Source organism: Cohnella massiliensis (assembly GCF_900169535.1).
Classification (GTDB): Bacteria; Bacillota; Bacilli; order Paenibacillales; family Paenibacillaceae; genus Cohnella; species Cohnella algarum.
On record NZ_LT821259.1, the window covers coordinates 2,437,903 to 2,462,059 of the forward strand.

26 protein-coding genes are annotated in these 24,157 nt (G+C 58.4%); 2 read left to right on the plus strand and 24 right to left on the minus strand.

All coding sequences use genetic code 11. The annotated features are described in order from the left end of the window. Positions 1-14: 14 nt before the first annotated feature. The 23 genes from B7E11_RS25050 to sucC all read right to left on the minus strand — a co-directional run bounded on the left by B7E11_RS25050 (position 15) and on the right by sucC (position 21,986). Positions 15-497, minus strand: coding sequence for a flagellar basal body-associated FliL family protein (locus B7E11_RS25050; protein ID WP_080839919.1), 483 nt, complete (start codon positions 495-497; stop codon positions 15-17). After that, positions 494-730 (minus strand): flagellar FlbD family protein, encoded by a 237-nt coding sequence (locus tag B7E11_RS25055; RefSeq protein ID WP_080839921.1) that lies wholly within the window; start codon positions 728-730, stop codon positions 494-496. Before B7E11_RS25055 ends, B7E11_RS25050 begins: the two co-directional genes overlap by 4 nt. 57 nt (positions 731-787) lie before the next feature. Further along, positions 788-1,612 carry a flagellar basal body rod protein FlgG gene (gene flgG / locus B7E11_RS25060; protein WP_080839923.1) on the minus strand — a complete coding sequence of 275 codons (825 nt, stop codon included), beginning with the start codon at positions 1,610-1,612 and terminating at the stop codon, positions 788-790. A gap of 83 nt (positions 1,613-1,695) precedes the next feature. Continuing rightward, complete coding sequence (locus B7E11_RS25065) at positions 1,696-2,097, minus strand: TIGR02530 family flagellar biosynthesis protein (protein ID WP_080839925.1); 402 nt, start codon at positions 2,095-2,097, stop codon at positions 1,696-1,698. Beyond that, positions 2,094-2,573, minus strand: coding sequence for a flagellar hook capping FlgD N-terminal domain-containing protein (locus B7E11_RS25070; protein ID WP_080839926.1), 480 nt, complete (start codon positions 2,571-2,573; stop codon positions 2,094-2,096). Before B7E11_RS25070 ends, B7E11_RS25065 begins: the two co-directional genes overlap by 4 nt. A 22-nt stretch (positions 2,574-2,595) precedes the next feature. Then, complete coding sequence (locus B7E11_RS25075) at positions 2,596-4,149, minus strand: flagellar hook-length control protein FliK (protein ID WP_080839928.1); 1,554 nt, start codon at positions 4,147-4,149, stop codon at positions 2,596-2,598. Positions 4,150-4,204: 55 nt separating this feature from the next. Beyond that, positions 4,205-5,128 carry a MotE family protein gene (locus B7E11_RS25080; RefSeq protein WP_080839930.1) on the minus strand — a complete coding sequence of 308 codons (924 nt, stop codon included), beginning with the start codon at positions 5,126-5,128 and terminating at the stop codon, positions 4,205-4,207. A gap of 51 nt (positions 5,129-5,179) precedes the next feature. Then, positions 5,180-5,626, minus strand: a complete 447-nt coding sequence (gene fliJ, locus B7E11_RS25085) for a flagellar export protein FliJ (protein WP_139787308.1) — start codon at positions 5,624-5,626, stop codon at positions 5,180-5,182. Positions 5,627-5,637: 11 nt separating this feature from the next. Next, positions 5,638-6,960, minus strand: a complete 1,323-nt coding sequence (gene fliI / locus B7E11_RS25090; protein WP_080839932.1) for a flagellar protein export ATPase FliI — start codon at positions 6,958-6,960, stop codon at positions 5,638-5,640. Beyond that, the gene (locus B7E11_RS25095) at positions 6,944-7,786 is read right to left on the minus strand and encodes a FliH/SctL family protein (protein ID WP_080839934.1); all 843 of its coding nucleotides are present in this window, start codon (positions 7,784-7,786) and stop codon (positions 6,944-6,946) included. The genes fliI and B7E11_RS25095 overlap by 17 nt, the downstream gene beginning before the upstream one ends. Continuing rightward, on the minus strand, positions 7,779-8,795 hold the full coding sequence (fliG, locus tag B7E11_RS25100) for a flagellar motor switch protein FliG (protein WP_080839936.1): 1,017 nt from the start codon (positions 8,793-8,795) through the stop codon (positions 7,779-7,781). The genes B7E11_RS25095 and fliG overlap by 8 nt, the downstream gene beginning before the upstream one ends. 12 nt (positions 8,796-8,807) lie before the next feature. After that, positions 8,808-10,379, minus strand: coding sequence for a flagellar basal-body MS-ring/collar protein FliF (gene fliF / locus B7E11_RS25105; protein WP_080839938.1), 1,572 nt, complete (start codon positions 10,377-10,379; stop codon positions 8,808-8,810). Positions 10,380-10,422: 43 nt separating this feature from the next. Then, complete coding sequence (fliE, locus tag B7E11_RS25110) at positions 10,423-10,731, minus strand: flagellar hook-basal body complex protein FliE (protein WP_080839940.1); 309 nt, start codon at positions 10,729-10,731, stop codon at positions 10,423-10,425. Between the two features lie 52 nt (positions 10,732-10,783). After that, on the minus strand, positions 10,784-11,230 hold the full coding sequence (flgC, locus tag B7E11_RS25115) for a flagellar basal body rod protein FlgC (RefSeq protein WP_080839942.1): 447 nt from the start codon (positions 11,228-11,230) through the stop codon (positions 10,784-10,786). Between the two features lie 33 nt (positions 11,231-11,263). Beyond that, positions 11,264-11,674 carry a flagellar basal body rod protein FlgB gene (gene flgB / locus B7E11_RS25120; RefSeq protein WP_080839944.1) on the minus strand — a complete coding sequence of 137 codons (411 nt, stop codon included), beginning with the start codon at positions 11,672-11,674 and terminating at the stop codon, positions 11,264-11,266. A 241-nt stretch (positions 11,675-11,915) separates the two neighbouring features. Beyond that, the gene (codY, locus tag B7E11_RS25125) at positions 11,916-12,683 is read right to left on the minus strand and encodes a GTP-sensing pleiotropic transcriptional regulator CodY (protein WP_080839945.1); all 768 of its coding nucleotides are present in this window, start codon (positions 12,681-12,683) and stop codon (positions 11,916-11,918) included. 36 nt (positions 12,684-12,719) lie between these two features. Next, complete coding sequence (gene hslU, locus B7E11_RS25130; protein WP_080839947.1) at positions 12,720-14,114, minus strand: ATP-dependent protease ATPase subunit HslU; 1,395 nt, start codon at positions 14,112-14,114, stop codon at positions 12,720-12,722. 24 nt (positions 14,115-14,138) lie between these two features. Continuing rightward, positions 14,139-14,681 (minus strand): ATP-dependent protease subunit HslV, encoded by a 543-nt coding sequence (hslV, locus tag B7E11_RS25135; protein WP_080839948.1) that lies wholly within the window; start codon positions 14,679-14,681, stop codon positions 14,139-14,141. 118 nt (positions 14,682-14,799) lie between these two features. Further along, positions 14,800-16,137 (minus strand): FADH(2)-oxidizing methylenetetrahydrofolate--tRNA-(uracil(54)-C(5))-methyltransferase TrmFO, encoded by a 1,338-nt coding sequence (gene trmFO, locus B7E11_RS25140; protein ID WP_080839950.1) that lies wholly within the window; start codon positions 16,135-16,137, stop codon positions 14,800-14,802. A 70-nt stretch (positions 16,138-16,207) separates the two neighbouring features. Further along, positions 16,208-18,304 (minus strand): type I DNA topoisomerase, encoded by a 2,097-nt coding sequence (gene topA, locus B7E11_RS25145; RefSeq protein ID WP_080839952.1) that lies wholly within the window; start codon positions 18,302-18,304, stop codon positions 16,208-16,210. A gap of 290 nt (positions 18,305-18,594) precedes the next feature. Continuing rightward, entirely contained in the window at positions 18,595-19,737 is a 1,143-nt protein-coding gene (gene dprA / locus B7E11_RS25150; RefSeq protein WP_080839953.1) for a DNA-processing protein DprA, read from the minus strand. Positions 19,738-19,867: 130 nt separating this feature from the next. After that, entirely contained in the window at positions 19,868-20,794 is a 927-nt protein-coding gene (gene sucD, locus B7E11_RS25155; RefSeq protein WP_080839954.1) for a succinate--CoA ligase subunit alpha, read from the minus strand. 31 nt (positions 20,795-20,825) lie between these two features. Further along, entirely contained in the window at positions 20,826-21,986 is a 1,161-nt protein-coding gene (gene sucC, locus B7E11_RS25160; RefSeq protein WP_080839956.1) for an ADP-forming succinate--CoA ligase subunit beta, read from the minus strand. A 404-nt stretch (positions 21,987-22,390) separates the two neighbouring features. Here sucC and B7E11_RS25165 point away from each other — a divergent pair, with 404 nt between their 5' ends. Together B7E11_RS25165 and B7E11_RS31055 are read left to right on the plus strand one after the other, a co-directional pair. Then, positions 22,391-23,455 carry a YifB family Mg chelatase-like AAA ATPase gene (locus tag B7E11_RS25165; protein WP_139787309.1) on the plus strand — a complete coding sequence of 355 codons (1,065 nt, stop codon included), beginning with the start codon at positions 22,391-22,393 and terminating at the stop codon, positions 23,453-23,455. Positions 23,456-23,513: 58 nt separating this feature from the next. Continuing rightward, positions 23,514-23,930, plus strand: a complete 417-nt coding sequence (locus B7E11_RS31055) for a helix-turn-helix domain-containing protein (protein WP_080839957.1) — start codon at positions 23,514-23,516, stop codon at positions 23,928-23,930. Positions 23,931-23,943: 13 nt separating this feature from the next. Here the strand turns inward: B7E11_RS31055 and B7E11_RS29805 are convergent, their stop codons facing one another. Continuing rightward, positions 23,944-24,105, minus strand: coding sequence for a hypothetical protein (locus B7E11_RS29805; RefSeq protein ID WP_176220748.1), 162 nt, complete (start codon positions 24,103-24,105; stop codon positions 23,944-23,946). Positions 24,106-24,157 lie beyond the last annotated feature (52 nt).

Here is a 24,157-nt window from a genome sequence, read left to right on the forward strand (position 1 = left end):
CGAAACGGCTAGGTTCAAATTGGCGTCATAATAAAGTTGGTTACCTCGACCTGGGTCAGCTTGCCCTTGGTGAGAACGGGATTGATATCGTTAAGAAGATCGGCGGTCAAACGGTCCTTGCCGGCCGTTCCGCTCAGCTCTTCCGGCTCCAGCTGCCATAAGGCGCGATTGACGAGCGCTTTGATCTTCGTTTCTTTCACTTTGTCGAATTCTTCCTTTGCGGCTTCGGAGTCCAGCTGGAACGAGAAGCTGAAAGACACCACGTAATTGGTATCCGCAATGTTCGTCTTAATATCGTTCAATTCGGATGTGACCTTGATAATCTCGTCGGCGGACATCGGTTCAGCCTGGACGTTCTCCACGCTCTCTTGAGCCTGCTTTTCCGGATCGCTCGAATCCTTTCCTCCGAATAAAGTGGACCAAGAATAAAGAACAACGATGGCGATGAGCGTAATCGCTAGCAATAGCGAAACGAGCCAAGGCAACATTTTTCTCATGACGTAGCTCCCTCCGTTTGCGCGCCCGAAGCCGGTCCCGCGACCGCCGCAAGCGCGCCGATACTGCGCAAATATTGCCGGATGGACCGGATCACATCCGAAGAATTTTCCATCACGATGTACTTCTTTCCCGTCGTAAGGGTAATGAGCGTATCCGGCGTTTGTTCGATCGTTTCGATCAGCAAAGCATTGACGTAAAATGAAGTTCCGTTCAAACGGGTGACGGAGATCATAAGGGTCCTCCCGTATCTCCGGGGGGGAGGATCGCGCCCTCCCCGGAGATGCTTTAATTACCGTTTCAGGTTGACGACCTCTTCCAGAATGGAATCGGAAGTGGTGATGATCCGGGAGTTCGCCTGGAAGCCCCGCTGGGCGACGATCATGTCGGTAAATTCGTTCGTCAGGTCGACGTTGGACATTTCAAGCTGACCGGGAACGAGCGTTCCTCTTCCGGCGTCTCCGGCGGTGGTCGTGATCGTAGCAAGGTCATCCGGATCGGCGTAAGGCGTCAGCCGGTACAGGTTGCCTCCGGCTTTCTCGAGACCGTTCGGGTTTCTCACTTTGGCAATCCCGATTTGCACGCCGATATCCGCGGTTTCGCCGTCGACGTCCGTCCCCGTTATGCTTCCGTCCGACTCAATCGTGAACGCAACGTAAGTGGCCGGATCGATTTGAATGGGGCCGCCCACGCCGGCGTCCATGACAAACATGCCATCCGCGTTCACCAAGTATCCTTCCGCATCGACCGAGAAGTTCCCCGCCCGCGTCAGGAAGGCGGTGGCGTCGGTGCCGTCCGCGCTGACAACGAAAAAGCCGTCGCCGTCGATTCGAAGGTCGGTCGGCACGTTCGTCGTCTGGGCGCTGCCCGGCGTATGAACGGTATCGATGGAAGATACGGTCACGCCAAGACCGATTTGACGCGGGTTGACCCCGCCGATCGTACCGGCGTCGGGCGTCGTGCCTCCGGCAACGGTTTGGCTCAAAATGTCCTGGAACATGACGCGGCCGGATTTGAATCCCGTCGTGTTGACGTTCGCGATGTTGTTGCCGATGACATCCAGCTTCGTTTGAAAGCCTCTCATCCCGGATACTCCGGAATACATGGAACGTATCATTTGTCCCTTCAACCTCCCGAATGTGTATGACCGCTTCCGTCGTTCTGCGGTCAGGGGCCTCCTATCGAAGGTCCAGCCCCGTCTTAGGCGACAACGACCGCGCTGTCGATTTTCGTGAAAATGTGGTCTTTCATGGAACTGCCGTCCATGGCCGTGACGACCGTGCGATTCGGCACGTTGACGATCATGGCGATGTCCCGGTAAAGAACGAGAGAATCTTTCGCGCCTTTTGCCGCGGCTTGCTCGACCGCGCTTGCGATCCGGTCAAGCTGCTCGGGCTGCAAAACGATGCCTCTTTGCAGGAGCCGCTGTTCCGCGTGCTGGCTGAAATGCAGTTGTTCCCTCGCCAGCAGCTGCTTGAAGCTCGTTCGCCCCTTGTTGCCGGTCAAATCGCTCCGCTCCGGCGAAGCGGCTTCAGGACGGCTGCCTTTCAGCAATCCGGCCGGCCCCGGCGTCAAATGGCCGATGAGCATCCGATCGGTCATGAGGCGCTCTCCGTCGTTTCGCCGTCGTCCTCGTTTGCCGTCGGGAACGCGATGGAAGTCAGCTTCTCGACTTCGACTTCGTCCGTCCCGATCTTGGCGTACGGAACGCCGTCCCTCATGACGACCGACTCCACGATTCCCGATTTGACTTCGGTCGAACCGTCGCTGTTCGTGGAGTACCACTCCGCCTGCATGCCGATTACGCCGGAAGAAAGACTGGGAGAATAGCGCAAAGCCTGCATTTGCGTCGCGACGTTCATCATCTGCTCCAAGGAGGAAAATTGCGCCATTTGGGAGATGAATTGCGCGTTGTCCATCGGCTGCAAAGGATCCTGATTGGACAGCTGCGTGATCAAAATTTTAAGGAATTCGTCCTTGCCCAGCTCCGACGAAGTGTTTCGCGAAACGGCCTTTTGCACGTTTTGCGAGGAATAGTACGGCCAAACGTTCGTCGTGCCGACGCTGCTGGAAGCCACTCGCTTCACCCCCTTCGTTCGTTTATGCGGTCACGTTCAGCGAGCTGCCGTAGCCGGCCTCCCTTAAACCGCTCGAACGATTAAGTTCCTCTTCGAATTCGCCTGCGTCTTCAAGGGAAGCGTCCCCGCCGGTCCCGGCGGAACCGCCGCTATCGCGGCCCGAGTTCGATTCGCGGCGCTCTTGCTCCTGGTACGCTGCCGGATCCTGCAATTCCGCGTGCTGCACCGTGACTTCGATGCGCTCGACCCGAATATCCTGATTCAGCAACGAGGTGCGAAGCAAGCCCAGCTGATTTTCGATCAGCTCTTTGGCCGACTCGTTCTGAGCGACGAACTGCGCCGTCATTTGCCCATCCTGCATGACGATCCGGACGTCGACATGTCCCAAATGCTCGGGATGCAGCGAAATTTTCGCTTCGGTCATTCCGTTGCCGTTGAGCAGGACGAATTGCTTGACGAGGAAGCCTCCGATTTCGCGGGCAAACTGCTGAACGGGCACCTGGGTCGGAACGCTTGGCTGCACGGCGGCTTCTTTTACCGCGCCGGAAGCCCCGTTGAACAGCGGCAACGCAAACGAATTCGCTTCATTGTCCGCTTGCCCGGCTTCGGTCGCGCCGCTTACGATCGCCGCGTTCGAATCCGGCAATTCGGCGTCCGCTTCGGCGGCCCAATTCCACATCACAAACGGCTCGCGGAATGCCGCGACTTTGCGCCCCGTTTCCGGCGGATTCGCCGCCTCGGCGACTGGTTGCCGCTGCAATGCCGTTTCCGGCGATTCGACTGCGGACTTGATGCCGTCGGCGACGCTCGCTGCTTTCGCCGAATTTGCGTCCGATAAAGAAGGCGCCGTTTTGCCCGGTTGCTCCTGCGCCGTTTCCGGCGTACCCGGAACGTCCGGCAAAACATCCTGGGCAGGGCCCGCGACAACCGCGTTCTTCGCGGCGTCCGCTTGCGACAACATAGCCGCCGCCTTCATCACTTGGTCCGCAAACTGCGCGGCCGTCCCCGGCGTAACGTTTTTTCCGTCGAGCTGCTTCGACAATTGTTCCGACCGGACAAGCAATGCCGACAGCACGTCATCCGGAAGCGCTGCAATTTCGGCTTCGCCAGCCTGTCCGTTCAGCGGAATTCCGGAAGCGTCGGGATCGACCGTCGCCGCGGGCTGCAACTGTACGAGAAACGCCTGGATCGCCGCCAGCAAATCGGCGTTTTCCTGATGTTGCTCGCTATCGCTCTCCGCTTGATCGCCTTGAAGCGACGCTTGCAATTTCGCGATAAGCTCTCCCAGAAGCGAAAGCAAAGCGGATGCATCGACTTCGCCTTCCGCCTTCTCTCCCGACGGATCGGACGAATCGGCCGCTTCGGTCAGCGTCCCGAACAGCAAAGCCGCGCTAATCGGCATCGCCTGAGTTCCGGATTCGATCGCCGGTTCGCCGCCGATCGCTTCGACAAGCGCTCCCGCGAATCCGCCGGCGTTCGTCGCCTTGCCCGATCCGCTTCCTTGCGATGCCCCGCTTCCGCCTGCCGAATTCGCAGTCCCGGTCACGGTCGGAAATAAATTAACGTTCATAGCCATAATCTCACCTCCTTCCTCGAGAAATCGAAGGCATCCAGCGGGATGAAGCTACCAATTATGGATTTGCGGGCATGAGCTTGGCAATCAAGCTTGCCGCCGTTTTGTTGTCTTCGGTCGACAAGGAGGACATCGCCGACAAAATGCTCGAGCGCGTCGCATCTTCAAGCGCTCCCAGAATGCGCAGCGCCTTGCTTTGATCCGTCGACGCCATTTCCAGCAACAGATTGGCCGCGCTGGCGGGATCCATCGACGTGAACGTCTGCTTCAGCTGCGCCGTATCGAGCGTCGACGTATCGGAATTGCTTTGCTGCTCAAGCTCCCGGATTCTCGCCTGCAGCGCCGCGATTTGCTGATCCGCCACCGAATCGGCGTCTTTCAGCCGGGTCGTCACTTCGGCCGCGACGGCGGGCGTCATCCTTTCCAGAATCCGGCCGCGGGCGTTATCGTTCATCGCTCCGAGAACGAGCGCCGCTTCTTCGAGCGTCATGCTTTCCAGAATCGGAGCCGCCTTGCTGGCCGTCATCTTCCCGTACATATCCGCCAGCGATCGAATGCGCGCCTCGTATTCCTCCGCCGTGATCGCCTGCTGCTCGTTTTGTTCGGTCAGCGCCGCGATTTGGGCTTCCAGGTTTGCGATTGTCTGCTGCTGGGCGGTCGCCTGCGCCGTCGTCTGCTGCAATGCCGCTTCCTGCTCGGCGAGCTGAGCCCTTAGTTCGTCAACTTTCTCCTTTGCATTGTCAACTGTGAGCTGGTCGGTATCGACCTCTCCCCCGCCTTCCGCTGCACCCGAAGGTTCCGGGAGCACCGCGTTCAAAAGCGGGATTTTGTTGCCGACTTCAAGCGCCCCCTGGCGCCAGTTCGGGTTGAACACGATAAGCAAAATGCCTAATAATACAGCCGTAAACAATATGGGGGTCAGAAAAAAGAGGAACCGCTCGAAACCGGAATACCCGCTTTTTTCCACGTCTGCATTCGCCACGTTATCCCCTTCCTTTCAACCATTCGACTCGGGTTGCGGCCTCCGGCTCTATCAACCGCGGGCGGCCGCGGCCGAGCGCATAATCGCCATTTCGTCCAATTCGTTCTGTTCGCGCTGCAAAGCTTCATGGCGAAAACGCTGAAGCGCCTTGTCTCTCGCATTGTGCCAGACTTTTTCGTCCACCATTTTGTCGGTTAGCCGGTCTCTTCGTTCGGCCGTTTGCCTTTCGGCCTGGCGGACAATTTCGATCTGCTTGCGGATCCCTTTGTCGAGCCATTCGATCGTCTGCTGCATGCGCTGCAATTCGGACAGCGCCGTCGGTCGTTGGGCTTGCTCGAACAGCCTGCGTTCGGCTTCCTCCCTCTCCCTTCGCAGCGTTTCCAGCATGTGCTCTTCCTTGCGAAGATTTCCGATTGCGGAAGCGTACTCCCATTCAGCCATCGACTTCTCGCTTTCCTTCAGATCGACGATCTTTTGCAAAGGATAACGAAATTTCACCCATCATGACCTCATCTCTTGTAAAAATCGATGACCAAACGCTCCTGAACTTCCGATAGCGTGACTTTTTCGGTCGTCTTTTGCCGGGTAAACCGGTTGATCGAGTCGATAAACTGGATCGATTTATCAATTTCCGGATTCGATCCGCGCTGGTACGCCCCAATATTGATCAGGTCTTCCGAATCTTTATAAATAGAGAGCAATCGCTTAAGCTGTTCCGCCGCGTCCTGCTGCTCGCCGGAAACGATGTCCTTCATGACCCGGCTGACGCTCGCCAGCACGTCGATCGCGGGAAAATGTCCCTTGTTCGCGAGCTGCCGGCTGAGCACGATATGACCGTCCAAAATGCCGCGGACCGCATCCGCGATCGGTTCGTTCATGTCGTCGCCGTCGACGAGTACCGTATAGAAGGCGGTAATCGATCCGTTCGGGCCGGTGCCGGCCCGTTCCAGCAGCTTCGGCAGCGAAGCGAAAACCGAAGGCGTGTAGCCGCGTGTAGCCGGCGGCTCGCCGATGGCGAGTCCGACCTCGCGCATCGCCATCGCGTAGCGGGTGACGGAATCCATCATCAGCATGACGTTCAGCCCGCGATCGCGAAAATATTCGGCGATCGTGGTGGCGATCAGCGCGCCCTTGATCCGGATCAGCGCCGGCTGATCGGACGTCGCCACGACGACGACCGAACGCGCGAGCCCTTCCGGGCCGAGGTCCCGCTCGATGAATTCGAGCACCTCGCGGCCGCGTTCGCCGACGAGCGCGATCACATTGACGTCGGCCGACGTGTTGCGGGCGACCATGCCGAGGAGCGTGCTTTTTCCGACGCCGGATCCCGCGAAGATCCCGACGCGCTGGCCTTGTCCGACCGTCAGCAACCCGTCGATGCAGCGGACGCCGGTTCCGAGAGGTTCGACGACGCGCGGCCTGAGCAGCGGATTGCCGGGACTGTTATGGGTCGAATAATGCGCCATTCGGCCGGGCAGCCGGCTTCCGTCAAGGGGACGTCCGAGCCCGTCCAGCACTTTGCCGAGCAGTTCGGACCCGACCTGCACCGTCAGCGGCCTGCCCGTCGTCACGACTTCGCAACCCGGGCCGACCGAATGCAGATCGCCCAACGGCATCAACAGCACTCGATTGTCGCGAAATCCGACCACTTCGGCCAAAATCGGTTCTCCGCCCTTCAGCGGATGAATCGTGCATACGTCGCCGATGCCTGCGTCAGGCCCTTCGGACTCCACCGTAAGACCTATGATCTGGGTCACCTTGCCGTTGACCTTGACAGGGTCCAAGTGCTGCAGCGCCTCCGAATACTTGGAAGCGTCAAGCGTTCTGCTCATCGGTTTCCCTCTCCTCGGAAGATTGGGCCGCCACCCGAAGCAGCTCTTGTCTTATCGAAGCCATCTGCGTGTCGATTCGGGCGTCGATGCTCCCGAAGGAGGAACGAATGACGCAGCCGCCTTCGGCGACCGAAACGTCGGGGACGATTTGCAGCTCCGCCTGGGAATCGACCAAAAGCGCAAGTTCTTCCTTCGACGCCCGGACAAAGGCGAATTGCGACGGCGCGACGCACAGCGTGATCACGCCCTGTTCCTTTCGCCTTGTCAAAGCTTTCTTGATCAGCTCGATCGTCAGCTCGGGCTGCTGCTCGAACTGGCGGGCAAGCACTTTCTCGGCGATTTTGCAGCTTAGTTCGACAAGGAAATGCTCTGCGTCCCGGATGATATCGTCTTTGGCCGCATAGGCCTGACGAACGATAGTTCCCGCGTCCTGGAGTCTGGACTCCCATTCGCCGCGTACCGCGCGCTCCGCATCCTCCGCGCCCTGCGCGTAGCCCGCGTCGTAACCGGCCGCTCGCGATTGTTCCACGACTTGTTCGTCTTCCTGACGCCGTTGCTGCCACCAGACATCCGCCTGCTCCTGAGCCTCCGATCGCAGCCGGTCGGCCGTTTCGCGAGCTTCGGCAATGATTTGTTCCGCGGTTTGCTCGGCATCCCGCAAAATTTGATCCCTTAACGACACTGTTTCGACATCAATCGTCGAATCTCCTTCGTTCGCATTGTCGGAATCTGAAATATTTTTGGGACTTGTTGCCTTTCGCAGCAGCTCGATTCGTTTCAAATCTTCCAACGGTATGACATGGGAGGATTTGATCAGATTAGACAATGATATCGTCGCCTCCGCCTCGAGCGATAATGATCTCGCCCGCTTCTTCCAGTCTGCGGATCGTCGCTACGATGCGCGTCTGCGCTTCCTCGACGTCCCGAAGCCGAACCGGCCCCATGTATTCCATTTCTTCCTTGAACGTTTCCGACATGCGTTTGGACATGTTGCGGAAAATCGCTTCGCGCACTTCCTCGCTGGCGACCTTGAGCGCGAGCTGCAAATCGGCATTTTCGATGTCCCGGATAATGCGCTGGATCGAGCGGTTGTCCAAATTGACGATGTCCTCGAACACGAACATCCGCTTTTTGATTTCTTCGGCGAGCTCCGGGTCCTGGATTTCCAGCGCGTCCAAAATCGTCCGCTCCGTCCCCCGGTCGACGCCGTTCAAAATTTGCACGATCGATTCGATGCCGCCGGCGTTCGTGTAATCCTGCGTTACCGTCGCCGACAGCTTTTGCTCCAGGACCCGTTCGACCTGGGCGATCACTTCCGGTGACGTGCTGTCCATCAGGGCGATCCTTCTCGCCACGTCCGCCTGCTTGTCCTGCGGAAGCGACGAGAGCACGGCCGAGGATTGATCGGGCTGCAAGTAGGAAAGCACAAGCGCGATCGTTTGCGGGTTTTCGTTTTGAATAAAGTTCAAAATTTGCGTCGGTTCCGCCTTGCGGGCAAAATCGAAAGGCCGTACCTGCAGCGTAGCCGTCAAACGATTGAGAATGTCGCTCGCTTTCTGCGAACCGAGCGCCTTCTCCAGAATTTCCTTCGCATACGCGATGCCGCCCTGCGAAATGTATTCCTGCGCGATGCAGATCTGATGGAACTCCGCCAAAATCTGCTCTTTCTCCATCGAATCGACTTTGCGGACGTTGGCGATTTCGAGCGTCAGCTGCTCGATCTCGTCGTCCCGCAAATGCTTGAACACTTGAGCGGATACTTCCGGCCCGAGCGTAATGAGCAGAATGGCCGCTTTCTGCCTTCCGCTTAATTGATACTGACCCGTTTTAGCCATAACCCGCCACCTCTATTCATCCACAAGCCACGTCCGGAGCAAATTGACGAATTCGTCCGGCTTGCGCTTGGCCAATCCTTCCAGCTGCTTTCGAACTTGGCTTTCGCTCGAAACGCTGTCGATGTCGATCGTCGGAAGTTCGACGCGCGGCACATCTTCAGGCACCGCTTCGGCTTCCCGAGCGGCTTTGCGTCTGCGGTAAACGAAATATCCGCCGCCTGCGAGCAGCGCGAGCGCCAGAACGCCCAAGCCCGCCAGCCAATAGGTCGATGCCGAAATGCCGGACGATTCGTCTGCGGCCGCATCGAACGTCTGCGTAATGACGGAGACCCGGTTTGCCATCGCCTCCGCGGACAAGTCTTGTCCGGAATCGGCCAACAGCGTGCGCACGTCGTTGACCAGCTTTTGTTGGATCGCCTGCTGCGTTTCCGGCGTCACCTTCGAAGAATCGAGCGCGACGCTGACGGACAGGTCCTTGACCTGGTAAGGGGCGAACGTCGTGTTAGTCGTGACCCGGCTCGGCTCGTAGTTCGTCGTCGTGGACGTCCGTTCGCTCGTCGTTCCCGTCGAACCGCCTCCGGACGGATAATTCGTAATGTCGGTCTCTCCCGTACCGGCTACGCCGCCAGCTGCGCCGTCGGTGCCTTCGTAGCTTTCCGACGTGTTGGACTCGCTGATGATGATGCCGCGGTTGTCGTTGTTTTCCAACGGTTGAACCAATTGCTCCTGCATCGTCTTCTGGTCGAAATTAAGCGAGGATACGACGCTGACGACCATGCTGTCCATCCCGACCAGCGTGGAGAGGAATTGCTGGATATTGTTTTTGATCCCGTTCTCGAATTTGCGCTGCACTTCGAACTGCTGGTCGAGAAGCGTTCCGCTGACCGCGCCGGTTCCGCCGATCGCGGCGGACGGGGTGAGCTGCGAATTTTGGCTCGTGATGGTAATGTCTTCCACACTTAAATTCGGGACGGACGTCTTGACCAGATTGAAGTAGCTGTCGATTTCCTCCTGGGAAGGGCGGAAGCTCGGTTTGAACGTCAGCATGACCGACGCGGTGGCGCGTTCGCGTTCCGAATCGTTCAGAAAGACGCTCTCTTCGGGGAGATTGACAAGCACTTTCGCCTTCTGAATGCCTTGCATGCCGAGCAGCAGCTGCTGAATCTCTCCGTTCAGGGCGTTGCGATACTTGACTTCGAACTCTTGATCGGTCGTGCCGATCATCGACGAGTTGTTGCTCATCTCCGCAAAACCCAACGAACCGTTTTGAACGAGACCTTGGGAGCCAACGGCGATTTTGACTTTGGAGGCGTCGGCGCTCGGAACGGAAATGCTCGTGCCCCCGCTGCCAAGCTTGTACGGGATGCCGCTTCCGTCCAAATACTCGGTAATGGCCGCCGCATCGGCGCTGTCCAAATCCTGAAACGCCAGCTCGTATTCGGTCCTCGTAAATACGTAAGTCAATACAATGATCGTAATGACCAAAAAAGCAGCCGATGAAGCCAGCATCCATTTCTGCTTCTTGCTGTACTGGTTCCAAAAGCTTAACCACTTCTCCCGGATCCGGGCCCATCTCTCGCTCACGATTTCACCTCACTGCTAGCTTTGCTGCAACAAAATGGCGCGACTATACCGACATCCGCATAATTTCCTGGTAGGCTTCTATCACCTTGTTGCGGACTTGGGAAGTCAGCTCCAAACTAAGCGAGGCTTTGGAAGCAGCGATCATCACTTCGTTTACGTCGGCTTCGCCGATAATGAAAGCGTCGTTTACTTTATGTACGTTGGCTTCCTGGGCGGCAACGCCGTCCAGCGCCGATTTCAAAAATGAGGCAAAGCTCTCCGTCGCTTCCGCTGGCGTCGTCGTCGGCTTGCTCGCGAAGGGAATGCCGGATGCCGCTTGCCCCACTGCCCCGATCAAATGGTTTTGAATCATCGTTCGTCCCTCCTGTCTTCCGGATGATGTTCAAGCGCCGCCGTTCCGGGCGTTAGCCGCGCCCTATTTCCAGCGACTTCGTAAACATCGCTTTGGAAGCGTTGAGCGCCGTAACGCTCGCTTCGTAGGAACGCGTTGCCGAAATCATGTCGACCATTTCCTTCAAAATATCCACGTTCGGCATGCTCACCATTCCGTCTGCGTTCGCGTCCGGATGAGAAGGGTTGTACACCGTCTTGAACGGAGTCTGGTCTTCGGTGATCGCCGTCACTTTGACTCCTTGATTGGCGAGCGTTCCGAGCTGATTGTTCAGCATATTGCTAAAGCTCGTTTCGCTCGGTTCGACGACGACCATTTTACGGCGATATGGGACAAATTCCCCATTGACATATGAGGCTCTCGTCGTTTCGGCATTGGCAATGTTAGACGATATGACATCCATTCTTAATCGCTGAGCCGTGAGGGCGGTCGCGCTGATATCAAATCCCGCAAGCTTCAATTGTCATGCCTCCTTCTTCGATTCGCACCGCTATCATTGCCCCTTGATGCCGATCCGGTACATCGAAATGTCGTGGTTGATCTGCTGAATCATCAGGTTGTAGCGAAGCTGATTGGCTGCGAGCGTGGACATTTCCTTGTCGATATCGACGTTGTTCAAGCTATTGGTGATGGCCGTCGTGCCGTCCGTTACGACCTGCGCGGCCGGAATGGCGCCCGATGCCCCGATTGGGATATGTCTCGGATCGGTCCGGATGCCGGAAATGCCCTGTTCCGCTCCGGTTCCCATAGCCTGCGACAACAGTTCCTCGAACACAACGTCGGACCGCTTGAAATTCGGCGTATCGACATTGGCGATGTTGTTGGCCAGCACCTGCTGCCGGAGAGTAGCGGCTTTGACGGCTCCTTCGAGCCTTTGAAACGAAGCGCCGCTCAATAAATCCATAATGCCACCACCTTTCTCGATTTTATCGGCCAATTTTTTAATTCAACATCGACTAACATTTTCCTGCTTGATTCGACAATTAATTCGTCATTCGTCCCAATCAAGCGCCAGGAGATGACAAATTAAAATTTTCTAAGAACAATCATCTCCGACAGAGTGAAATGTGACAATAAGAAAAAAGTCCTAATCTTAGGAACAAGATTGGACTAATTCCGAAAATTAGGACTTTTTTTATAAGGATTTAAAGTTTTCGCGAGGCCAGCTCATCTTGCAATCGGGAGTTCAATATGCGGATATAGGTGCCTTTCATGCCCAGCGATCGCGTGTCGATGACTCCGGCGCTCTCCAGCTTGCGCAGCGCATTGACGATGACGGATCGCGTAATGCCGGCGCGGTCGGCGATTTTGGAAGCGACGAGAAGCCCTTCCTTGCCTTCCAATTCCTCCAAAATATGCTCCACGGCCTCAAGCTCGCTGAACGAAAGCGAATTGACCGCGATCGTAACGACTGCTTTCCCGCGCGCCTCCAGCTCCCGCTCTTCGGCCCGCTCGCGCAAAATTTCCATCCCGATAATGGTCGAGCCATACTCCGCCAGGATGAGATCGTCATCGCCGAACTGCCGGTTTTCCCGGGCGAGAACAAGGGTCCCCAGGCGGTCTCCGCCGCCGATAATCGGGACGATAGTCACGATTTGACCATTGAACGCGGCCTCTACCGGAACGAGCATTTCAGACGGGGAAGCGTTGGATTCCGTTTCGACGATTCGCAAAAATCGATCGTTCGTCTCGTTCGGAAACCGCAATTCGTCTGATTCTTCCTGCCTAAGCCACGCTTCGGGAAAGTCCTGGGACGGGGCGGCCCCGAGCACTTTTCCCCTTCTGCTGACGACGAAAACGCCGCCCTGCAGCGTCTCGCCCAGCACCTCCGCCATCTCGCGGAAGTTAAGCGGTTTTCCCGCCGCCTTTTGAAGCAGCGTATTCAGCGTACGGGTTTTTCCGAGCAACGTCATCTTTTTGTATCCTCCTACATAACGACAAGCAACGCCTTAAAGAATGTACTGGCTCAAGTCCCGGTTGCTTGCAATGGTTGACAATTTTTCCCTCACATATTCAGGAGTAATGGAAAATTGGCCGAGCGAGAGCTCCGGCGCCTCGAAAGACAGATCTTCAAGCAGCTTCTCCAGCAGCGTGTGCAGCCTTCTCGCGCCGATGTTTTCCGTGTTCCGATTCACGTCCTGCGCCATTTTTGCGATTTCCGCGATCGCTTCCGGCGTAAACTCGACTTCGATTCCTTCGGTCGACAGCAACGCGACATACTGCTTGGTCAGCGCGTTCTCCGGTTCGGTCAAAATGCGCACGAAATCTTCGTCGGTCAGGCTCGACAGCTCGACCCGGATCGGAAAGCGGCCCTGAAGCTCGGGAATGAGGTCGGACGGCTTGGCGATATGAAAGGCGCCGGCGGCAACGAACAAAATGTAATCCGTCTTCACGGGCCCGTATTTGGTCATGATCGTTGAGCCTTCCACGATCGGGAGAATATCCCGCTGCACCCCTTCGCGCGAAACGTCCGGCCCTTGGCCGCGGCCTGCGCTTGCAATTTTATCGATTTCATCGATAAAGATTATGCCGGCCTGTTCCGCCCTGCCGACGGATTCCGAAATGACGTCGTCCATGTCGATCAGCTTGCCCGCTTCTTCGACCGCAAGCACCTTCCTTGCTTCCTTTACCGTGAGCTTGCGTTTTTTGCGGCGTTTCGGCATGAACTGGCTGAACATTTCCTGCATGTTTTGTCCCATCTGTTCCTGGCCCGTTCCCGCGAACAGATCCATCATCGAAGGGCCGGCGTCCTCGACTTCAATTTCCACGAGCTCGTTCTCCAGCTCGCCTGCGGCAAGCTTCGCCTTGGCTTCGCTACGCTTGGTCGCGAGCGACGGATCCTGCGGCTCCGCTTCTTCCTGCTGCCCGGCCTGCCCGCCCCCGAACAGCATTTCGAACGGGTTGCGCTGCGGCTTCGGCTTCGCGTTCGAAGGAACGAGAAGCGCGACCAGCCGGTCGTTCGCCGCCTGCTCCGCCTTGTCCTTCACTTTCTCCATCCGTTCTTCCTTGACCATGCGAATGGCCGTTTCGACCAAATCGCGAACCATCGATTCGACATCCCGTCCGACATAGCCGACTTCCGTAAATTTCGTCGCTTCGACCTTGATGAACGGGGCCTGCACCAGCTTCGCGAGCCTGCGCGCGATTTCCGTCTTGCCCACGCCCGTCGGTCCGATCATCAATATGTTTTTCGGCACGACCTCGTCGCGAAGCGCTTCGGGGAGCTTGCTTCGCCGGTACCGGTTGCGAAGCGCGACCGCGACGGAGCGCTTGGCCTGCTTTTGACCGACAATGTATTTATCCAGTTCGGCGACGATTTGGCGCGGCGTAAATTGTCCATTCATCCCCTGTTCCCTCGCTTTCGCAAATCAAATTTCTTCGACGATCAGGTTGTCGTTCGTATACACGCAAATTTCCGAGGCGATTTGCAGCGCGTTGCGCGCGATTTCTTTCGCTTCCAGTTGGGGCGAGAACCGCTGCAGGGCGCGAGCCGCCGCCAGCGCGAAGCTCCCGCCGGAACCGATCGCGAGAATTCCGTCGTCCGGCTCGATCACTTCCCCGTTGCCGGAAAGGAGCAGCATTCCGGTCGCGTCCACGACGATCATCATCGCCTCGAGCTTGCGCAGCACGCGGTCGGAACGCCAGTCTTTCGCGAGCTCCACCGCCGCCCGCTGCAGATTGCCGTGATGCTCCTCGAGCTTTCCCTCGAATTTCTCGAACAGCGTAATCGCGTCGGCGACCGATCCCGCGAATCCGGCCAGCACTTGTCCCCGGTACAGCCGGCGCACCTTCTTGGCGGTGTGCTTCATGACCATGCTGTTGCCGAACGTGACTTGCCCGTCGCCGGCGATCGCGCCTTTGCCGTTATGCCTCACCGCGCAAATCGTCGTGGCGTGAAAGCTCATATCCATCCCTATCGCTCCTTTGCATGAATGGCGGCATGGCATTCGAGCCCGTGGCCGCCCGAATGATAACGGTCCGAGTAACGCGGCAAAGCAGCGGGTTCGCTTCCGCTGCCTTCTGCCTTGTTCAAGTCGCGAAACCGGCGCCGCTTGCCAATTCGGACTTGAAGCTTTCGATTTGTTCGAGCGCCCTGGCCGCAATGGCCTCGTTCTTTTCCTTTTTGCCGCGAATTCGCCGCTCCAGCGGTGGAAACAAGCCAAAGTTGGCGTTCATCGGTTGAAAATGGCGAAAATCCGCGGTCGTAATGTAATGCGACATGCTGCCGAGCGTCGTCGCCTGGGGCGGTACGACCGGCGCCAGCCCCCGGGCGAGCCTTCCCGCGTTGATGCCCGCGACAAGTCCCGAAGCCGCGGACTCGACATAGCCTTCGACGCCCGTCATTTGCCCCGCGAAAAACAGCGTTTCGCGGACGTTGGACTGGTACGTCGGGCGGAGAAGCTTCGGCGAATTCAAAAACGTATTGCGGTGCATGACTCCGTAGCGCACGAATTCGGCGTTCTCGAGCCCCGGGATAAGCGAGAACACCCGTTTCTGCTCTCCCCATTTCAGATGCGTCTGAAACCCGACCAGGTTGTACAGCGTGCCCGCCGCGTTGTCCTGGCGAAGCTGGATGACCGCGTAGGGCTGCTTGCCCGTTCGCGGATCGATCAGTCCCACGGGCTTGAGCGGCCCGAACAGCATCGTCTGCTTGCCGCGCCCGGCCATCACCTCGATCGGCATGCAGCCTTCGAACACCATGCTTTTCTCGAAGTCCTTCACTTCCGCCGTTTCGGCCGTCGTGAGCGCCTCGTAAAAAATCTCGAACTCCTCCTCGTTCATCGGGCAGTTCAAGTAGGCCGCTTCGCCCTTGTCATACCGCGACGCGAGGAACACCTTGCTCATGTCGATAGAATCCTTTTCCACGATCGGAGCGGCGGCGTCGAAAAAATAAAAGTACTCTTCCCCGAGCAGCTCCCGGATTTGCTCCGAAAGCTCCGGCGACGTGAGCGGCCCCGTGGCGATGACCGCGATGCCGTCCTGCGGGATTCGCGTCACCTCGTCCTGCACGACGGTCACGAGCGGGTGCTCCCGCAGCCTTGCCGTGACCTCGCCGGAAAACCCGTCCCGGTCCACCGCAAGCGCTCCGCCCGCGGGCACCGCGTGGCGATCCGCCGCCGACAGGATGAGCGAATCGAGCCTCCTCATTTCTTCCTTCAACACGCCTACCGCATTGGTCAGCCCGTTCGCCCGCAAGCTGTTGCTGCACACCAGCTCGGCGAATTGGCTCGTATGATGCGCCGGCGTCTGCCGCTGCGGCCGCATCTCGCATAACGTGACGGGAACGCCTTGCGCGGCGATTTGCCAAGCCGCTTCGCTGCCCGCAAGTCCCGCTCCGACGACCGTCACGGTCGTTTTCGTCGTCAATTTCCTTTACCTCCCGCAATGTTCGAAGGCGCGCTGCCGCCGGGCGCCGCGCCCGCAAACCCGGCCTCCGTCATTCGGCGGCCTCATCCGTTTCCGGCGCCGCTTCGTTGTGGGCGCATTGCGTGCACTGCCACATGACGTTGCCCTTCGTTCGCTTCTCGACCATCAGGCCGCCGCAGTCCGGACAAGCCTTGGCCACCGGCCTATCCCACGATACGAAGTCGCATTCGGGATACTGGTCGCATCCGTAGAACATTCGTCCCTTCTTGCTGCGGCGTTCGACGATATGGCCTTTGCCGCACTTGGGGCAGGCGACCCCGGTCGCCTTGACGATCGGCTTCGTATTGCGGCACTCCGGGAACCCGGAGCACGCGAGAAACTTGCCGAAGCGCCCCATTTTGTAAACCATGGGACTTCCGCATTTATCGCAAATTTCGTCCGACGGCTCGTCGCGGATTTCAACTTCCTTCATTTCGTCCTCCGCGACCTCCAGCCGCTTTTCGAACGATTTGTAAAATTCGCCGATGACGTCGACCCAATTTTCCTTCCCTTCCTCGACGTGGTCGAGATCGTCCTCCATATGCGCCGTAAACTCGGCATCGAGAATTTCCGGGAAAAACTCTTCCATCAATTGGATGACCAGTTCGCCGAGCTCCGTCGGGACGAACTTCTTCTCTTCGATCGCGACGTAATTCCGCTTTTGAATCGTTTCAAGCGTCGGCGCGTACGTGCTGGGCCGGCCGATGCCGAGCTCCTCGAGCGTCCGCACGAGCCGGGCTTCCGTAAACCGCGGAGGCGGCTGGGTGAAGTGCTGCTTCGGCTCGATCCCTTTCGTCTCGACTTCGTCGGACGGTTCGAGCGGCGGCAGCAGCCGGTCCTCCTCGGTCGTGCCGTCGTCGTTGCCCTCGACGTATACCTTCATGAATCCCGGGAATTTCATTTTCGAGCCGTTGGCCCGGAATACGGCCGGACCGTTGCGCAGATCGACGGTCATCGTGTCCAGGACGGCGGACGCCATTTGGCTGGAAACGAAACGTTCCCATATCAACTTGTACAGCCGCAGCTGGTCGCGCGTCACATACGGCTTGACCTGATCGGGTTCGCGCAGCACGGACGTCGGACGGATCGCTTCGTGCGCGTCCTGGGCGTTGGCGTTCTTCTTCGCATAGACGCGGGGCGTTTCCGGGTAATACTTTTCGCCGAATTTGCCCAGGATGTACTCTTTGGCTTCCTCCTGGGCAACCGGGGAAATCCGGGTGGAGTCGGTACGCATATAGGTAATGAGACCGACCGTGCCCTCCTTGCCGAGATCGACGCCCTCGTACAACTGCTGGGCGATTTGCATCGTTTTGGCCGCGCGGAAATTGAGCTTGCGCGCCGCTTCCTGCTGCAGCGAACTGGTGATGAACGGCGGAGAGGGATTGCGCTGGCGCTCCTTCTCCTTCACTTCGCCCACGACGAACGCGCCGCCTTCGATCTGCTCCAAAACGGCATTGACCTCGGCTTCGCTGCCGAGCTCCTTCTTCTCCTGATTCAAAGCGTGGAATTTCGCTTCGAATTCGGAGCCGTTCTTGGAAAGGACGGCCGTTATGCTCCAGTACTCCTCCGGCACGAACGCCTTGATCTCGTTTTCCCGGTCGATGATGAGCTTGACGGCTACCGACTGCACCCGGCCCGCGCTCAAGCCTTTTTTCACCTTTTTCCACAAAAGCGGGCTGATTTTGTAGCCGACGAGCCGGTCGAGCACGCGCCGCGCCTGCTGGGCGTTGACCAGGTCCATGTTGATCGGGCGGGGCGTCTTGAACGCGTCCTTGACCGCTTGCTTCGTTATTTCATTAAATACGACGCGGCAGGCGTCGTTTTCGTTCAATTCCAAATAGTGGGCCAAGTGCCAGGCGATCGCTTCGCCCTCCCGGTCGGGGTCGGCCGCCAGAAAGACGTGCTTTACCTTCTTGCTTGCGTCCTTCAATTCCTTCAGGACGTTCCCCTTGCCGCGGATCGTTATATATTTGGGTTGAAAATCGTTCTGCACTTCTACGCCGATTTGACTTTTCGGCAAATCCCGAATGTGGCCCATGGACGCTTTGACGATATATTTGCTGCCCAGATATTTGCCAATGGTCTTGGCTTTGGCCGGCGACTCGACGATGACCAATGAGTCTGCCACGTCCACTCCTCCTCTCAACGGTCGACAGGTCCTTTCGTCCGCCGTTTCGGCGGCCTCGCAAAGGACAGTATATACGGATCCTGAAAACTGGTGTCATAAACTCTTAATCTGTAGCATAATGCATTCGCCGCCCTGTTCGCAACAAAGCGCAATTTCCGGCGCCCGGCGAACGCGGGCAAGGACTTCCGATTCATGTGCTTCGGAAACATCGTATATCATCCCGTAGCTCGCGGTCAAATTCCGGACGAAAAAGGATTTCCGGCGAGCCTTCGGGAAAGTCGCTTTCGCCTTTAAATCGCGGCGAAAACGGAGCCCGGCCGGCTTTCGATTTTTTGTTTGAGCTGCAGGGACAGAAGCAACTGATGGAGCCGCCCGGCGCCCAAGGCGCTTGCGGCGAGCAGCTCGTCGATCGATTTCGGGCCGTCCAGCAGCAGATCGTACAAAACCGCCTCCTCCGGCGGCAGTTCCGCCCGCTCGGCTTGTTCCGCCGCGTCCCCCGCCTGCCCGGCTCCGGCTTTGTCCCGCTTTGTTCGGTGCTTGCTTCCCTCGCCGAGCTGCCGCTTGTATTCTTCCAATATATCCTTGGCTTCGATAACCGGCTTCGCCCACGATTCCCGAAGCAGCTTCAAGCCGCCCTTGCTCCGCGGAGACGTAATCGGGCCGGGCACGACGAACACGTCCCGGGACGCATCGTTCGCATAGGCCGCCGTATGGAGAGCCCCGCTTTTCTCGCCGGCCTCGACCACGACGACGCCAAGCGATATGCCGGCGATAATTCGATTGCGCAGCGGGAAGTAGTAAGGATACACCGGCATATCCGGCGGAATTTCCGATAAAACAAGCCCACTCTCCGCAATTTGCCGGTATAGCCCCGCGTTCTCCCGCGGATAAGGCGAGTCGACGGGGCCGCCGAGCACCGCCACGGTGCCCGCCGGTCCCTGCAGGGCGCCGGCATGGGCGCAGGCGTCGATGCCCTTGGCCATGCCGCTGACGACGACCAATCCGGCCTTCGAGCAGGCAAAGGCGAGTTCCTCCGCAACGCGGCGCCCGTAGGATGTCGCCGACCGCGTTCCGACGATGGCCACGGATGATTTTCTCGCAAGCGCAAGGTTCCCGATGTAGTACAAAACCCACGGAAACCGGTGCGTATGGCGCAGCTGCATCGGATAGCCCGTGTCGAGCGCGGTGACGATCGATATTCCGGCCTTCTCCCGCCGCCGGATCGCCGCCTCGATCGCTTCCGGCCGCAGGCGGTCGGCCAGCGCTTTGGCCTCCTTCGCCCGCAGGCCCAGGTCCCGCCAATCCGCGGGCCGCCTCGACCGCGCGCCGTCGATGGCGCCCTCCGTGAACAGCCGATCGATTTTGTCGTGCGTAATGCCTTCCGTCTCGTGCATGGCGATGACGACCTCGCGGTCCGGATGAAACGTGGACATCGTGCAAATCCCCCTAACATGCGCGGCCTGGCGCCGCACGGAATGAAAAAAGCAGCCCCCGCGCTCTCCCTGGAGAGAGCCGAAGGCTGCTTGCCTGTCCGCTAAATCGGATTATGCTGTTATTTTACGATCAGCTTTTGCATTTTTCAAGCAGGCCGCGTTCCTCAAGCACGCTGACGAGCGTGGAGCCCATTTCGGACGGCGTCGGAGCGACGCGGATGCCGCACTCTTCGAGCTTGGCGATCTTCTCGGCGGCGGTGCCTTTCCCGCCGGAAATGATGGCGCCGGCGTGGCCCATGCGCTTTCCGGGAGGCGCCGTGGCGCCGCCGATGAAGCCGACGACCGGCTTCGTCATGTTCGCCTTGATCCATTCGGCCGCTTCTTCCTCGGCCGTGCCGCCGATTTCGCCGATCATGATGACGGCGTAAGTATCGGGATCTTCGTTAAAGAGGCGAAGAATGTCGATAAACTCGGAGCCTTTGACCGGGTCGCCGCCGATGCCGACGGCGGAGGATTGGCCGATGCCGCGGTTCGTCAGCTGGTGAACCGCTTCGTACGTCAGCGTGCCGGAACGGGAAACGACGCCGACGTGGCCTTTTTTGTGGATGTAGCCCGGCATGATGCCGATTTTGATTTCTTCCGGCGTGATGACGCCCGGGCAGTTCGGCCCGATCAGGCGCGTCTTTTTGCCTTCCATGTAACGTTTGACCTTGATCATGTCGATGACCGGAATGCCTTCGGTAATGCAGATGACCAGATCCAGCTCGGCGTCAACCGCTTCCATGATCGAGTCCGCCGCGAACGGAGGCGCGACATAGATGACGGAAGCCGTGGCGCCCGTCGCCTCGACCGCTTCCTTGACCGTATTGAAGATCGGCAGCGTCACCTTCGTGCCGTTCTCCAGGTCGAAATCGATCGTTTGGCCGCCTTTGCCCGGCGTAACGCCGCCGACCATTTGCGTGCCGTATTCCAGAGCCCCTTTGGCGTGGAACGAACCCGTCGCTCCCGTAATGCCTTGGGTGATCACCTTGGTGTTTTTATCGATCAAAATGCTCATGACTTCACACTCCCCGGTTCGTTCTCCCTTGTCATTTCACGAGCGACACGATTTTTTGCGCGCCGTCGGCCATCGAATCCGCAGCTACGATATTGAGCCCGGAGTTGTTCAAAATTTCTTTGCCCAGTTGGACGTTCGTGCCTTCGAGGCGGACGACGAGCGGTTTGTCCAGACCGAGCTCGCGCGCGGCCGCCACGACGCCTTCGGCGATGACGTCGCATTTCATGATGCCGCCGAAAATGTTGACGAAAATACCCTTGACGTTCGCGTCGGACAAAATGATTTTGAACGCTTCGGTTACTTTCTCTTTCGTCGCGCCGCCGCCGACGTCAAGGAAGTTCGCCGGTTCGCCGCCGTAATATTTGATGATGTCCATCGTCGCCATCGCGAGTCCCGCGCCGTTGACCATGCAGCCGATGTTGCCGTCGAGGGCGATGTAGCTCAGGTCGAACTTGGACGCCTGGATTTCCTTTTCGTCCTCTTCGTCCAAATCGCGCAGTTCCAGAATGTCCTTGTGGCGGAACAGGGCGTTGGAGTCGAAGTTCAGCTTCGCGTCAAGCGCCATGACGTCGCCCGCGCCCGTGACGACGAGCGGATTGATCTCGGCAATCGAACAATCCTTGTCCACGAAAGCGGTATACAAAGCCATGATGAACTTGGCCGCCTTGTTGACCAATTCGTTCGGGATGTTGATCGCGTAAGCGAGACGGCGAGCTTGGAACGTTTGCAGGCCGACCGCCGGATCGACGACTTCCTTGATGATCTTCTCGGGCGAGTGCGCGGCGACTTCTTCGATTTCGGTGCCGCCTTCTTCGGACGCCATCACGACGATGCGCCCCGTGCCGCGGTCGACGACGAGGCCGACGTAATATTCTTTCTTAATGTCGCAGCCTTCTTCGATAAGAAGACGCTTCACTTCTTTGCCTTCGGGGCCAGTTTGGTGGGTGACGAGCACTTTGCCGAGAATTTGCTCGGCGTACTCGCGCACTTGGTCAAGACCTTTCGCCACTTTGACGCCGCCCGCTTTGCCGCGGCCGCCCGCATGGATTTGCGCTTTGACGACCGTGACCGGCGTGCCCAGCTCTTCGGCGGCTTTGACCGCTTCGTCGACCGAGAACGCGACTTTCCCGCGAGGGACGGTGACGCCGTACTGTCTCAAGACTTCCTTGCCTTGATACTCATGAATATTCATGATCCTGCATCCTCCCGTTTAACACGCTTCTGAAGAACATGTCGGCACTTACGAATCGTACCGAAACCTTCCCTATTGTATCACTATTTGTCCGATCGTTCCTCTGTTTTTCATCAATTTTTTAGCTCCGTTTGGCAATGGTTTCATCTCGGGATTCGATGAAATAGCAGGCAGCCGGTAATAGATTTTCCAAAAAGGAGGGATTCATGCTCGCGCCCCTCCCGTCCGCGAGACGGGAAAGCGGCGCTGAAGCCCGAAGACGCGAACGCGCCGAGCGATTGACAGCCCGGTTCCGGCGCGCTAGACTGGGGATAAACGCAGCGGAGCCGCGAGGTCCGTCAAGGAAAAGGAAGCACCTTTCTTTGTTAACGAATGACGTTAAAAAAGAAGGAGGCTTTTTTGGCATGTATGCGAAAATGCTCAGCGCAAGCGTCGTCGGCATCGAGGGGCGGCTGATCGAAGTCGAGGTCAACATTTCGTCCGGGCTGCCGCAGGTGTCGGTCGTCGGCCTGCCCGATCCCGCGGTCCGGGAATCGGTCGAGCGCGTCCGCTCGGCCATTCAAAACAGCGGCATGACCTTTCCGCTCGACCGGATCACCGTCAATCTCGCGCCGGCCGACGTGCGCAAGGAAGGGAGCGCCTACGATCTGGCGATCGCGGCCGGCATTCTGCTCGCCAGCGGCCAGCTGGCCGCGGAGAAAATCGAAGGCGCCCTGCTCATCGGCGAGCTGTCGCTGAGCGGCGAGATTCGGCCGGTTCCCGGCGTTCTGCCGATGGCGGAGCGGGCCCGAAGCGAAGGGCTGCGGCGGGTGATCGTTCCCGAGGCCAGCGTCGGCGAGGCGCAGCTTATCGAAGGCATCGAAGTGTTCGGAGTCCGCGGGCTCGGCGAATGGGCCGGCGGGGGAACGACGCGCTTCGGCCGTCCGCCCGGCCGCGGCGCGGCGCCGAGCTCCGGCGACGCGATTTCGGATCCCGCGGACGATGCCGATTTGTCCGACGTCATCGGCCAAGCCCATGGCAAGCGGGCGTTGCTCATCGCCGCGGCCGGCAAGCACAATATCCTGTTCGTCGGTCCGCCGGGAACCGGGAAAACCATGCTCTGCCGCAGGCTGCCGACGCTGCTTCCGCCGCTGGACGACGAGGAGGCGCTGGCCGTCACGAAAATCTACAGCGTTTGCGGAAAGCTCGGCGGCCGCCGGCACGGACTGATCCGCCGGCGTCCGTTCCGATCACCCCACCATACGATCTCCATCGCCGGACTCATCGGCGGAGGCCCGTCGCCCAAGCCCGGAGAGGTGACGCTTGCGCACCACGGCGTGCTGTTTCTCGACGAGCTGCCCGAATTTCCGCGCGGCGCCCTGGAGGCGCTCAGGCAGCCGTTGGAAGACTTTCGGGTGACGATCGGAAGAGCCCGCGGAGTAACGCAGTTCCCCGCCCACTTTTTGCTTGCGGTCTCGATGAACCCCTGACCGTGCAGATAAATACCTTGACTATTATATAGAGCGCAGGATAATCCTCCCGGTCTGGATGCTCGGTCATGAATGGACCGGCGACACGACTGCATCCCGGATACGGAAAAAGAGGGTCGAGAAAGGATACACCATTCGTGCGCTGGCTTCTTTGATTGGCTTGACAGAAACCAGCCTCATCAGTATCGAGAACGAGAGGTCGACTCCATCGCTTCAGACGCTCAGACTATTGGCCGAGGCGCTCAATGTATCGGTGGCTTACCTCGGATGTTTCGAGGCACTGCCGGAACGGAACTTCCCGGAGAAACTAACAAAAGCAAGAACATGGCATGGGCTGACCAAATCGGAGATGGCTGATAGAATCGGCGTAGACGTAAAAACGCTCCGTGGATGGGAGATGGGAATTCACGAACCGCTTCCAAGGTTCATGCCGATCCTCGAAAGTTACCTCGAGATCCTACATCCTAATCAATAGCAAAGGCGGGGCGTCAATCCCCCGCCAATTCCTCGCTATAGAACGATTCGATATCGTCAATGACCGCTTGGATACGAGCGACATCTGAACGAGCTCCACTTTCCCCCAGGACGCATACCTTCTCCAACTGCATACCCTTTAAAAATTCGATAACTGATTCAATTTTGACTTCCACAAGAAAACGCCTCCTTCATTGAATTGGTCGAATCTTACCTCCCCAATAAAAC

Excerpts from the sequence above, each read along its gene's own strand:
- B7E11_RS31055 (WP_080839957.1), top strand. The coding sequence starts at position 23,514 with ATGCTCGGTCATGAATGGACCGGCGACACGACTGCATCCCGGATACGG.
- flgB (WP_080839944.1), bottom strand. The coding sequence starts at position 11,674 with ATGGATTTATTGAGCGGCGCTTCGTTTCAAAGGCTCGAAGGAGCCGTC.
- B7E11_RS25165 (WP_139787309.1), top strand. The coding sequence starts at position 22,391 with ATGTATGCGAAAATGCTCAGCGCAAGCGTCGTCGGCATCGAGGGGCGG.
- codY (WP_080839945.1), bottom strand. The coding sequence starts at position 12,683 with ATGACGTTGCTCGGAAAAACCCGTACGCTGAATACGCTGCTTCAAAAG.
- fliI (WP_080839932.1), bottom strand. The coding sequence starts at position 6,960 with ATGAGCAGAACGCTTGACGCTTCCAAGTATTCGGAGGCGCTGCAGCAC.
- flgG (WP_080839923.1), bottom strand. The coding sequence starts at position 1,612 with ATGATACGTTCCATGTATTCCGGAGTATCCGGGATGAGAGGCTTTCAA.
- hslU (WP_080839947.1), bottom strand. The coding sequence starts at position 14,114 with ATGAATGGACAATTTACGCCGCGCCAAATCGTCGCCGAACTGGATAAA.
- fliE (WP_080839940.1), bottom strand. The coding sequence starts at position 10,731 with ATGATTCAAAACCATTTGATCGGGGCAGTGGGGCAAGCGGCATCCGGC.
- B7E11_RS25075 (WP_080839928.1), bottom strand. The coding sequence starts at position 4,149 with ATGGCTATGAACGTTAATTTATTTCCGACCGTGACCGGGACTGCGAAT.
- dprA (WP_080839953.1), bottom strand. The coding sequence starts at position 19,737 with ATGTCCACGTTTCATCCGGACCGCGAGGTCGTCATCGCCATGCACGAG.
- sucC (WP_080839956.1), bottom strand. The coding sequence starts at position 21,986 with ATGAATATTCATGAGTATCAAGGCAAGGAAGTCTTGAGACAGTACGGC.
- hslV (WP_080839948.1), bottom strand. The coding sequence starts at position 14,681 with ATGGATATGAGCTTTCACGCCACGACGATTTGCGCGGTGAGGCATAAC.
- fliG (WP_080839936.1), bottom strand. The coding sequence starts at position 8,795 with ATGGCTAAAACGGGTCAGTATCAATTAAGCGGAAGGCAGAAAGCGGCC.
- B7E11_RS25055 (WP_080839921.1), bottom strand. The coding sequence starts at position 730 with ATGATCTCCGTCACCCGTTTGAACGGAACTTCATTTTACGTCAATGCT.
- B7E11_RS25050 (WP_080839919.1), bottom strand. The coding sequence starts at position 497 with ATGAGAAAAATGTTGCCTTGGCTCGTTTCGCTATTGCTAGCGATTACG.
- B7E11_RS25065 (WP_080839925.1), bottom strand. The coding sequence starts at position 2,097 with ATGACCGATCGGATGCTCATCGGCCATTTGACGCCGGGGCCGGCCGGA.
- sucD (WP_080839954.1), bottom strand. The coding sequence starts at position 20,794 with ATGAGCATTTTGATCGATAAAAACACCAAGGTGATCACCCAAGGCATT.